7 protein-coding genes are annotated in these 12,090 nt (G+C 63.2%); 4 read left to right on the top strand and 3 right to left on the bottom strand.

Features of this window, described 5'->3' with window-relative positions:
* Positions 1-37 precede the first annotated feature (37 nt).
* From HAQ05_RS10930 to HAQ05_RS10920, 3 genes are all read right to left on the bottom strand, one after another.
* Positions 38-1,231, bottom strand: coding sequence for an MFS transporter (locus HAQ05_RS10930; protein WP_190420319.1), 1,194 nt, complete (start codon positions 1,229-1,231; stop codon positions 38-40).
* A gap of 242 nt (positions 1,232-1,473) precedes the next feature.
* Positions 1,474-5,949, bottom strand: a complete 4,476-nt coding sequence (locus HAQ05_RS10925) for a deaminase domain-containing protein (protein ID WP_190420317.1) — start codon at positions 5,947-5,949, stop codon at positions 1,474-1,476.
* 285 nt (positions 5,950-6,234) lie between these two features.
* The gene (locus tag HAQ05_RS10920; protein WP_190420315.1) at positions 6,235-6,495 is read right to left on the bottom strand and encodes a DUF2790 domain-containing protein; all 261 of its coding nucleotides are present in this window, start codon (positions 6,493-6,495) and stop codon (positions 6,235-6,237) included.
* A 374-nt stretch (positions 6,496-6,869) separates the two neighbouring features.
* Between HAQ05_RS10920 and acs the strand changes: the two genes are divergently transcribed.
* The 4 genes from acs (at position 6,870) to HAQ05_RS10900 (ending at position 12,075) form a co-directional block, all read left to right on the top strand.
* Entirely contained in the window at positions 6,870-8,831 is a 1,962-nt protein-coding gene (acs, locus tag HAQ05_RS10915) for an acetate--CoA ligase (RefSeq protein WP_190420313.1), read from the top strand.
* Between the two features lie 287 nt (positions 8,832-9,118).
* Positions 9,119-10,225: a succinylglutamate desuccinylase/aspartoacylase family protein gene (locus tag HAQ05_RS10910; protein WP_190420311.1), complete on the top strand. Its 1,107-nt coding sequence runs from the start codon at positions 9,119-9,121 to the stop codon at positions 10,223-10,225.
* Between the two features lie 112 nt (positions 10,226-10,337).
* On the top strand, positions 10,338-11,324 hold the full coding sequence (argR, locus tag HAQ05_RS10905; protein WP_190420309.1) for a transcriptional regulator ArgR: 987 nt from the start codon (positions 10,338-10,340) through the stop codon (positions 11,322-11,324).
* A 109-nt stretch (positions 11,325-11,433) separates the two neighbouring features.
* Entirely contained in the window at positions 11,434-12,075 is a 642-nt protein-coding gene (locus HAQ05_RS10900) for a YjfI family protein (protein WP_190420307.1), read from the top strand.
* The last annotated feature ends 15 nt before the right edge of the window (positions 12,076-12,090 follow it).

The following is a 12,090-nucleotide window of genomic DNA, read 5'->3' as shown; positions in this document are numbered from 1 at the left end:
CCACCCAGCGAGCGCGGCTTTGTGCCCCCACCCAGGCTCAGCGGTCAGCCAACTGCCCCTGCCGTTGTCGATAAAGCCAAACGCATAGCCCCAGCCCCGATGCCGAGCCCAATGCGGCGAACAAAAAGATCGAAGCGAAACCGAAATGTGCCGCCACTGCCCCGGCCAGGGGCCCAGTCATGCCCAGCGACAAATCGATGAACAGCGAGTAGGCCCCCACCGCCGCGCCACGGCTGGCGGCCGGTACCAGGTTGACGGCTTCGACGCCGATGGCCGGGAACACCAACGAAAAGCCGAAGCCAGTCATGGCCGCCCCGGCCATGGCCCAGTCGGCCGTGGGCGCCAGCCATAGCAACAGCAGCCCCAGGGTTTCCACCCCTAGGCAAGCGATTGCCACGCGAAAGCCACCGAGGCGGTTGATCATGTTGCCGAACAGCAAGCGGGCGCAGATAAAGCTGGCGCCGAACAGCGTAAGGCACAATGCCGGGTTGGCCCAGTGCTGGGTGGTGTAGTAAAGGGTGATGAAGGTGGCGATGCTGCCAAAACCGATACCACCCAGGGCCAGGCCCATGCCATGGGGCAACACCCGGCCAAGCACATGGATGAACGGCAGCCGCTCGCCCACGACGATGGGCGCCGGCGTGCGCTTCCATGCCAGGGCGATGCCGCAAACGCTGATCAACACAATGCTGGCGCCCATGCTCCACAACCCCAGTTGGCCCGCCAGCACCACCCCCAGCGGTGCTCCGATGGCCAACGCGCCGTAGCTGGCGATGCCGTTCCAGGAGATAACCTTGGCGGTGTGCAGGGCACCTACGCGGCCGATACCCCAGCCGATGGCACCGGCGCCCACCAGGCTTTCTGCACCACCCAGTAGCACCCGGCCAATGAACAGGCAGGTAAGGCTGGCGGCGGGCAGTTGCGCGAGCGCCGCGGCCAATAGCATCAGTACGCCGCTGGCACAGCAGCCGTATAGGCCATAGATCACTGCCTGTTTACTGCCCCGGGTGTCGATCACTTTGCTTGCGTAAGGCCGGCTCACCAACGTGGCCAGGTACTGCACGCTGATCACCAGCCCTGCCAGCACCGCGCCGTAGCCTAGGTCTGTGTGTACGAAACCGGGGAGCACCGCCAGCGGAATGCCGATGTTCAGGTAACCGATGAAGGTGAATACGACGATCGATACCACGCGCCCGGTGATGGCAAGCGATGAAGGGGAAACGTTTGGCATGGGAGGGTCCGCGAAAACGGCAGGGCAGAATGAAGTGCCCATGATAGCGGCTAGTGCGGTGTCTCAGAAGTTGGCTGCACTATTTTGACGGTGCATTTTGCCGCAGGGCTGCGTTGCCGCTTGTCGCCGTAGCCATGCTATGACGCGGCACGGCGCCTTGCCCGACGGCAACATTCGCGCGCCAAACTGGGTGAAACCCACACCCGTTGAACCTTGGGTGTTAAAGCGTCTCCAGCGCCTACCTAGCGGCCGTAGTCCAACAGGTAGGTCATGCTGAATTGCGCACGGTAGTAGTCCAGCCGCAGGCGCGGCAGCACAAAACCGCCGCAGGAGCGGCAGGCATCGAGCAGGGTGAACACATCGATACGCTCAACCGCTTGAGCCTGCGCCAGTAGGTCCTGGTTGATCACCGTTGCGATCAGCCGTTCGGAATCCAGGTGGCGGTCGTGAGTGCGCGGTGTGAGGTCGCCTGGCCGCCTGAGTACGGGCAGGTCGGTAAACCGTGGGTCCGGGGCTTGCCCATTCATACGGGCGCGTGCGTCGATGTACTCGATGCGCGGTTGGTCTATGCTGGGTGGGTTGGCAAGTTCCAGCTTGCGTTTGCTCTTGCCGCCGGAGAGTGAAAAATACACCCGCCGTTGGCCATCGCGTAAGGTGATCGAGGCGAATGCCAGGTTGGCGCCGGTCAGGTGTTTTCGCAGGGTTTCAGCGCCCTGGGCGGTGCCCAGGGTTGCGGCGCTCAGGGGGGTATAGAGCGTGCCGACCTTGCCGGTAGCCGGCAGTAGTTGCTGGAGTACGCCAACAATATGTTGCCGTTGCCCCGGCGTACACGCCCTGAAATGGCGCCAAACGGGGATGATTTCTTTGTTCAGACCCGCTACGCCCTGGCGCACCAGGCCAGTGAGGGCGTCTTGCGGGCCCACACGGGTGAGGATGTTTTTCGCGTATTCCGGTAACAGCCGCGCTTGCGCGCTGAGTAAGAATTCCAGAAATGGCGAGTTGTTTGCCGGCATCAATGCCTTGCCCCTATCCCGCCAGTCCCGTAGCAACTCGGTCAAATTATCGATGTCGCGCTGCAGGTGGCGGCGGCCGGCTACGATCCGGTAGCTTTCGCTCACATCCAGATAGGCTCTGACGGCGCTATCGTCGCGCACCCGTTTGAGCTGTAGCCGCGTCGAAACGGGAACAGGGCCCTGCAATAACGGGCGGCCCGTGTTGGCCAGCGCGCTCAGTTGCTCCTGCAACCACGTGGGCACGTGGTAGCGTGTGCCGTAGAGGATGCCTAGGTCTGCCTCGACGAACAGCCAGTTTTCACCCTGCCAGTCGATGACCGCCCCCCGTAATGTGCGCCGGTCGAACACGGATTTAGCCAAGCCGTGTAAGCGCAGCACAGGGCAAAAGCGCGCCGCCAGGGTGGCGGCCCCTAGGGACAGGTTGGCAGGCAGGCCGAACCATAGGTCGGGAACCAACTCGGCGATGATCTGCCGGTGGTAGGCCGGTGGGGCGATTACCCCCAAGCGTATCGGTGCTTCGTCGGTGCTCAGCACCTGGGGTATTTTTCTGCCGGTACGCCGTGCCGGTTGCCGGCCCTTGGCCGGAATGATTTCGTCGCTGTAGTGGAAGCACTTACCTTCGCGAACGAACACCGATGCCCACTGGTGTTCATTCAGGTCGTGGGCTTTGAAACGCATGGGCGCGGTTTCGATGCGCACCGTCCCGAAGGCTCTGCTGACCAATTGCCCAAAAGGCGGTGTGCCGGTGTCGTTGGCCGGCAGGCCGAAGGTCAGCGTGATCGAGGGTTGCCCTGGCCCGGTGCTGCTGTTAACGGTGGCGATGGGCTGGCCATCGCGAGTCGCGGAGCCCAGCAAGGGTTCGTACCGCACGTGCCGAAGCAGGTTGCCCGTTTGCCCTCTATGAAAGCGGTACGGTTCGCCATCGATGATGAGGTCTATGGTGTGCGCATCACGCACCACCATCACCGGATCGCGCTGCCCACCCAGCCTCATCCGCGGCAACCCGTCTGGCCCCAGGGTGAATTCAAGCGCGCCGGGGGCCTGGCCGTTTCGCAGTTGCCGCTGGGTGGTCAGCAAACGCAGCGGTTCGCCTTCCGCCTGGGCTTGCAACGGGGTCAGGCGTGGGCCAAAAGGCGCGTTATTGAGGCGGTCGAGCATCCGCAGGTCACCGTTGGCGTCGGCAACCACGAACTGGGCAGTACCGTCTACCTCGGCGTGAGTTGCCTGGGCCCGGTGGCCCGGCAGCGCCGGTTCGCTGCTCCAGCGCCGAGGGCCTAGGTGGCGCTGGTCGGCCAGTGGTGCGGCTGCCCCGAGCCGGGCGTTAGCCCAGGCGCGGGCGATGCGTTGCGAGTCAAGGTAAGCGGTGGGCGACACCTGGGCCGGATGTTTGCGTAGCTTGCTCAGCGGGCGGATTATCCGGCCACCGACCTTGAACAGGCCGGCCACTGGCCCGGTGATGTCCAGCACACAGTGCGCCGCGTCGCCGCCGCTGCTTACACCCAGGCAGCCCACCAGCGGCAACGTACGTTGGAGCAACCGCCACAGGTAGCCCCAGACACTGCCCTGCAGATGTTTGGCTTGGGCGATCTCCCGCAGCGTTGCACCCTTGCACACCATGCGCAAGGCGCCCAGGTGAGCGAGCGCGACGTCGGCCGCATACTGTTGCGCCAAGGTTGGCAGGCGCCGGTTTGCAGGGGCGGCCACTATCGGCGTACAGCGGGCGAAATCAGAGACGTTCCAGGGCAGCGGGGTGCCGTTGTAGTCGGCATAGGGCAACGCCAGTAAACGCGGTACCTGCGCAGCAGGGTTGGCAAGCAGTTCGCGTTCGCGGCTATCGGTAACGGTATGCACCCTGTACGTTAAGCGTTCGGGAAACACCTCGTAGAGGTAGTCGGCGCTGGCGCCTTGGGCGTGGATCATCAACCCTTCGGCGGCCGTGTCGTATGCCCAGTCATCTTCTGGCGAGGACCCCAGCGAGGGCACCGCGGTGCTTGGCCCAATATAACGCGGCCAGGCGACGCCATAGGCTATCCACGGCAACTCTTCGAGCCGTTGCCGGTCGGTGCTGTGCATTGCCTGCAGGCATACGTCGAACACCTCTGCGTAGGTCTTCTTAGCGCGCTGGGTGTAGGCGGCGAAGCGTTCGTCGAACCAGGCGTTCACATCTTGCAGGGCGCCCCGCTGCTCGGCGGGCAGCCGGTGGTGTTCGCCGTCCAGGTAGGCTTCTATATACGGCTGGTTATCCACATCGCGGCCATCGGGGGCGATGCCAGCCTCAAGCAACCATTGGCGGGCTTGTGCAACCCGGTCGGGCAGTTCCCGCAACAGCTCCAGCGCCCAGGCTACATGGAAACGCCGATAGGCGTGCAGCAAGGCGGCATCGGTGTACGGCCCTTGGGCCGGTAGCACACCATTGAGCTGCGCCCATAGCAGGTTGGTTTCGTTCAGCCCGGCGGCATATTGCTGCTGGCCGCCGGTGGCGCGGGCGGGTGCCTGTTCGGCTGCGGCGAACGTCAGTGGCTGGCGTTCGGCTTGCAATAACCGGGCGCCGTGCTGCAGGTTGGCCCAGCGCAGGTCTGGCTGGTAGCAGAACTGCTCGGGGGCGTCGTCTATGAGTAGTTCCGGGGCGAAACGGCGCATCAATAGATAGGCGGCCAGTTGCGCCACGCCCGTGCGGCACTGCAGGGTTTGCCGCAGGTGGTTGCACAGGTCGATGCGGATCTCGCCCAGCGGGTAATGGGCGTTCTGCGCGGTGAACAGCTCGAAACCCAGCAGGTAGCCGGGCTCGCGACTAGGCGGGGGGTAAAGCGTATCGATCAATGCTTGTTCGGCCAGCGCCCGGTTCATTGGCTCGGCTTCAGCGCCTTCGTACCATTCGGCGGCCCGCACCAAGGTATGTTGCCACTGTTGAAATGCATTAGAGGCCAGTATCGCCTCCAGCACGTGCGCTGCAGGGTGGCGCAGGGCTTCGCCGGTGATGAACGCTTCGCCATATTTATTCACGGCCACCCCCGCTTCGCGCTCTTTTTGGGTGGGTGCCCGGCGCTGTAACGGGTTCAGGCAGTAAACCTCGGCGCCCAATTGCGTGAACATCTGCCAGGCGGTCGCTTCCGGCGTGCCCTCGCCCAACAGTTGCGCCGCCAACTCATCGAGCCGTAGGTAATCCTTGAGCATCAGTGGCGGCGCCGGCCGGGCGGTCGCTGAGGCGGGGCTTGGGCGGCTGGGCAACGTCTCGTACAGCAGGAAGGCGGCCATATAGAACGCTTGCTGCGGCCTGAGGCAAAGCCCCTGTGCCCACAGTTGTTGTGCCAGGTCGGCCGTGCGGTAGCCGCTGTCAAGTTTCGGCGACGGCTGCAATGCGCCCAGCCCACCTGGGGTCAGATGCTCCACCACACATTGACTAAGGCGTTTGAAAAAATTCGCACGCAACGCTAAGTCGAGGCCCGAAGGGGTGGCTGCGTCGAGGAACTGGCAAACGTACCGCCCGGCTGCGTCTGTGCTTAAGCGGTTATTCAGTTCGGCGAGGATGCTGGCGTCTTGCAGGTGCTGAGGAAAGTTACTGGGTGTTCCCAATGCACGGGCAAAGTGTTCGTTCAATGACCATGCAGGGTCTGGGGCGGCCACGCCGCTGGGTAAAAGAATGTGCCGGATCGACAGCTGTTCCAACTGCTGGCGCCATGGCTGGGGGTAATCAGGTATGGGCATGTGTCAGGCTTCCGGTGGGTACGCCCGTGGGGCAGGGCGGGTATGGAAGGGCAAGCCTGGTGTGGATGTGCGCTGGCAAGGTGTTGGATAAATACAGCGCCAGCGCCATGGCCTATGGGTATCGCGCGTGGGCGCCCTTCGGCCCTGGCCAACAATGCGCTCGCCACACCCCGCCGCGTGAAGGTACGGGGCGGGGGCGTGAGGTAGGCGAACAGCGTGGCGCCAACTTTACCGTTGCAGTTTATGAATAAGAAGTTAGTGTTTTATTTAATGATGCAAGGGTTTTTAACCATTGTTACAACCGTCGCCGACGACCAGGTATTCAAGAATATGTTGTTGGTGTTGTGAGTCGAGATAGGTCATCTGCACAGGCACTACGCCACACACTTGTGGAACGCGCGGTTGTTTCAATACCTGCGCGATATCCAGGGCCATGCCGTAGTGATAGTGTTCCACCGCCGCGGGTGCGGTAGGCTGGGGGGCTTGATCGGCCATGGCCGTGGCACAGGCGCCACAGAATGCGATAGCCCACAGTGCAGCTTTCATGAGAAATAACCTCGTCGATAAGAAGTGGCCGCCGCCTTGTGGGCCAGGCGGCCAAGTACATGCCCGGCCGGGTTTGGCGGGCAGTGCCGTACAGTTTGAAAGTTAAAGCCGGGGCGGCCCTGCGGTGGCGAACCGCCCGTGCCGAAGTGGCGGGGCGCAGTGTAGGGGGGTGCACTGCAAAGTTATATAAAACTTCTTGATAAACAGTGTGCGGCGCGCTGTAATAATCCCATGGCCTCGGCGCCTATGGCGGCCGGGGCGGGTAAAGTAGTCTATGCTGGGTAACCGTAAGACAATGGTCGAATGGCCCGGATAGGCCGGCATGCGCTATAAGGGGGCCATACAACAACAATGATTACCCGAGGTAAGTAACGATGAGTGCGGCTTCCCTGTATCCCGTTTCCCCTGAGGTGGCCAAGCATACTCTCACCGACGAGGCGGCCTACAAGGCCCTTTACCAGCAGTCGGTGATCAACCCCGACGGCTTTTGGCGCGAGCAAGCCCAGCGCCTTGACTGGATCAAGCCGTTTACCAAGGTCAAGCAAACCTCCTTCGACGATCACCATGTGGACATAAAATGGTTCGCCGACGGTACGCTGAACGTGGCCTACAACTGCTTGGACCGCCACCTCGAGGCACGTGGCGACCAGGTCGCGATCATTTGGGAAGGCGACGACCCCAGCGAACACCGCAACATTACCTACCGCGAGCTGCACGAAGAGGTCTGCAAGTTCGCCAATGCCCTGCGTGGACAAGATGTGCACCGCGGCGACGTGGTGACTATCTACATGCCGATGATCCCCGAGGCGGTGGTGGCCATGCTGGCCTGTGCGCGCATTGGTGCAATCCACTCGGTGGTGTTCGGCGGTTTCTCACCCGAGGCGCTGGCTGGGCGCATCATCGACTGCGGCTCCAAAGTGGTGATTACCGCCGATGAAGGCCTGCGCGGCGGCAAGAAGATCCCGCTCAAGGCCAATGTCGACCGGGCCCTCACCAACCCGGAAACCGCCAGCGTGCAACAGGTGATCGTGTGCAAGCGCACTGGCGGTGACATCGAGTGGAACCGCCACCGCGACATCTGGTACCACGCCCTGCTCGAAGTTGCCTCCAGCACCTGTGCACCGAAAGAAATGGGTGCTGAAGAGGCGCTGTTCATCCTTTATACGTCCGGCTCCACTGGCAAGCCCAAGGGTGTGTTGCATACCACCGCTGGGTACCTGCTTTACGCGGCGCTGACCCACGAACGGGTATTCGACTACCGCCCCGGAGAGGTCTACTGGTGTACCGCGGACGTCGGCTGGGTCACCGGCCATAGCTACATCGTCTACGGCCCGCTGGCCAACGGTGCCACCACCGTGTTGTTCGAAGGCATCCCCAATTACCCAGACATCACCCGCGTGGCCAAGGTGGTCGACAAGCACAAGGTGAACATTCTCTACACCGCCCCTACCGCCGTGCGCGCCATGATGGCCGAGGGCAACGCCGCCGTCGAAGGCGCCGATGGCTCGAGCTTGCGCCTGCTCGGTTCGGTGGGCGAACCGATCAACCCGGAAGCCTGGAACTGGTACTACCACACCGTGGGCAAGGCGCGTTGCCCTATCGTCGATACCTGGTGGCAGACCGAAACCGGTGGCATCCTCATCAGCCCACTGCCGGGCGCCATCGCCCTCAAGCCGGGCTCGGCGACCAAGCCGTTCTTCGGTGTGGTGCCGGCACTGGTGGATAACCTGGGTAACATCATCGAAGGCGCGGCTGAGGGTAACCTGGTGATTCTCGACTCATGGCCGGGCCAGTCGCGATCGCTGTACGGCGACCACGACCGTTTCGTCGACACCTACTTCAAGACCTTCCGCGGCATGTATTTCACCGGTGACGGTGCGCGCCGCGACGAGGACGGCTACTACTGGATTACCGGCCGCGTCGATGACGTGCTGAACGTGTCGGGCCACCGCATGGGCACCGCCGAGATCGAAAGCGCCATGGTCGCCCACCCGAAAGTGGCCGAGGCGGCAGTGGTGGGCGTGCCGCACGACATCAAGGGCCAGGGTATCTACGTGTACGTGACCCTGAACGGCGGCGAAGAACCCAGCGAAGCGCTACGCCTGGAGCTGAAGAACTGGGTGCGCAAGGAGATCGGCCCCATCGCCTCGCCAGACGTGATCCAGTGGGCGCCGGGGCTGCCCAAGACCCGCTCGGGCAAGATCATGCGGCGCATCCTGCGCAAGATCGCCACCGCCGAATACGACGCGCTGGGCGATATTTCGACGCTGGCCGACCCTGGGGTGGTGCAGCACCTGATCGACACCCACAAGCAGATGCGCAAGGCCTCAGCCTGATCGGATATCCGGCGCCCTTCACCGCTAGGGTGGGGCGCCTGCTGGACCCCGCCGCCACCTCCCGTTAGAATGCGCCGCTTTCGCCGGCCGTATTCTGGTTATCCGTGTGCCTGCATTCCCTGGCCGTTTCCCCGGCGCAAGCGGCTGGTAGCCCCGGTGAACCGTTCACCTTTTTACCAGGCAGTGGCGGCCCATGGCCCGGGCATCACCAGCGTTTCGCTGCTACTTATTAGCTGGCTTTCGAGGCCTATGTAAGCGCAGGCGCTAGACCGCAAAAGGGGTGAAGCATGCAACGAATCGACCATCCGCTGCCGTGGAGCAGCCTGGGCAGCGCCCACACCCTGAGCGTGCTGCGCTTCGGCAGCGGTGAGCGCAAGGCCTATATCCAGGCCAGCCTGCATGCCGACGAAATGCCAGGCATGCGCACTGCATGGGAGCTTAAGCAGCGGCTGGCTGCCTTGGAAAGCGCCGGGCGCCTGGCTGGGGTTATCGAACTGGTGCCCGTGGCCAACCCGTTGGGCCTGGGGCAAGTGTTGCACGGTGTACACCAGGGCCGCTTCGATCTGGCCAGCGGGCGCAACTTCAACCGCGACTTTTTCGAACTAAGCGAACCGGTGGCCGCCACCGTGGCCGGCCAGCTCGGCGATGACCCCCACGCCAACGTGCAGATGATCCGCCAGGCGATGGCTGGCGTATTAGCCAGCCTGCCGCCGGCAAGTAGCGCACTGCAGGGCCTGCAGCGGTTACTGCTGGCCCACGCCTGCGACGCTGATGTGGTGCTGGATTTGCACTGTGACGCCGAGGCGGCGCTGCACATGTACGCACTGCCGCAACATTGGCCGCAATGGCGTTCACTGGCCGCGCACCTGGGGGTCCGGGTGGGCTTGTTGGCCGAAGATTCCGGCGGCAGCAGTTTCGACGAGGCTTGCTCGTTGCCCTGGCTGCGTTTGGCGCAGCGCTTTGCCCACGTGCCGCTGGCATGCCTGGCCACTACCCTTGAGCTGGGCGGCCAGGCCGACACTCAGCCTGCCCAGGCGCAAGCCCATGCGGCCGGCATCCTGGCGTTTCTGGCCGAGCAAGGCTTGCTCACTGGTGACTTCCCGGCCGCAGCCCACGCGCCCTGCGAGGGCTTGCCCTTCGAGGGTACGCAGCTGCTTTACGCGCCACACCCGGGCGTGGTGAGTTTTTTACGCCGCCCTGGTGAGCAGGTGCGGCGCGACGAGCCGTTGTTCGAAGTGATCGACCCGCTGGCCGATCGCGTGACCTGTGTACGTTCAGGTACCAGCGGCGTGCTCTATGCGGTGCAGCGGGTGCGCTATGCGCAGCCGGGGGTATGGTTGGCCAAGGTGGCCGGCGCCGAACCGATTCGCCACGGCCGGTTGCTTAGCGACTAAGCCTTTTTTACAGAGAACACGCCTATGTACAAGCTGCTGAGCGCCCCTGCATCCGATCGCCCGCGCCAGTTCCTATCCGGTAGTCTTGAATGATTGCCTTCAGTTCACGAGCGTGACCGCCCCCATGATCCCCCAGCGAATCGGTTTTCTCATTTGGCCCGGCACCAGGCCGCTGACCCTGGCACTGGCCGAAGAAGCGCTGGACGTGGCCTGCCGGGTGCACCCGGAAGTCAGTTACGAGGCGCTGCTGCTGCAGGCCGAGGTTACCGCGAGCGGGTGGATGCCGGGCGAACCCTGGCAGGGGCGCTTGGAGCGTTGCCAACGATTGTTCCTGGTGGCCGACGAGCCACCGCTGGCGCTATCCTCGGCGCTGGGGGCGGCGCTCAAACAGGTGGCGCGCAGCGGCTGCGTGATGGGCGGGTTGTCTGCCGGCCTCTACCCGCTGGCCCAATTGGGTTTGCTCGATGGCTACCGGGCCGCGGTGCACTGGCGCTGGCAGGATGACTTTGCCGAGCGCTTTCCCAAGGTCATCGCCACCAGCCATTTGTTCGATTGCGACCGTGATCGCCTCACCGCCTGTGGCGGGGTGGCGGTGCTCGACCTGATGCTGGCGATGCTCGCCCGCGACCACGGCGCGGAGCTCGCCGGCGCGGTCTCTGAAGAACTGGTGGTCGAGCGCATCCGTGAGGGGGGCGAGCGCCAGCGCATCCCGTTGCAAAACCGCCTGGGCTCCAGCCACCCGAAGCTTACCCAGGCCGTGCTGTTGATGGAAGCGAACATCGAAGAGCCGCTGACCACCGATGAGATCGCCCAACACGTATGTGTGTCGCGGCGCCAGCTAGAGCGTATTTTCAAGCAGTACCTGAACCGGGTGCCCAGCCAGTATTACCTCGAGCTGCGCCTGAACAAAGCACGGCAAATGCTGTTGCAAACCAGCAAGTCGATCATCCAGATCGGCCTGTCGTGTGGGTTTTCCTCCGGCCCGCATTTCTCCAGTGCCTACCGCAATTTCTTTGGCGCAACGCCCCGTGAAGACCGTAACCAGCGCCGCGGTGGCAACCCCTTCGAACTGGCTTCGGTGCCGGCTGAACGCGGTTGACACTGTTGGTGCATGGTAGGTCGCTGTAGTCGCATATTCTTACATGTAAGGTTTGCATCTTGCCCATGGGCAGGTGTAGGTTGCTTACATGTAATGTTCGGAGCGGCCCATGCCACGTAAAACCCTAGGCGCAAGGCCCACGGGCAAACCTAAAACCTCGGCCGATTACGTGCGGCAAATGCGCGAGCGCTTGCGCGAAGCGGGGCTGGTCAAGCGGGAGTTCTGGGTACTTCCGGAAAACGTCGCCGCCCTCAGGGGCGTCGAAAAGGCGTTACGCCAGCCCTTTTTGGGCGATAGGGTCAAATTGGAGGGCTTCATGACACAAGACAGCAACTGGACCGTTAACAGCCTGTTCAACGCCTTGGCCGAGTTGGAACTGGCCACTACCGGCGAGTTTGCCATGCAGTTGCTCGCTGGCGAGCAGCCCAGCATCGAAATCAAACTCAGCGAATATGGCGGGATGCCGGTGTACGTCGCCGTAGCCGGTGATCAGGTACTGGTCGATGCCACCTTGATCGAGGCGCACAAGGTTAAGGACCGCGCCGCCTTCAACGACCTGGTGCTGCGCAATCGCGACCTGTTCCCGTTGTCCTCGGTGGGCATCGAGCAGGTGGCTGGCACCGAAATCTACTGCATGTTCGGCGCCCTCAGCGCTGCTTCGAGCCTGACCGTGATCGTGCAGGAAGTGCACACGCTGGCTGAGAACATGGTTCGGGCCGTCGAAGCGTTTGGCGACCATTTCACCGCATAACATCGGAGTGAGCAC

The sequence above is a fragment of the Pseudomonas typographi genome, assembly GCF_014694385.1.
In the GTDB taxonomy this organism is placed as follows: domain Bacteria; phylum Pseudomonadota; class Gammaproteobacteria; order Pseudomonadales; family Pseudomonadaceae; genus Aquipseudomonas; species Aquipseudomonas typographi.
The sequence above is the reverse complement of the archived record's forward strand: the minus strand, read 5'-3'. Positions and strand labels throughout refer to the sequence as shown.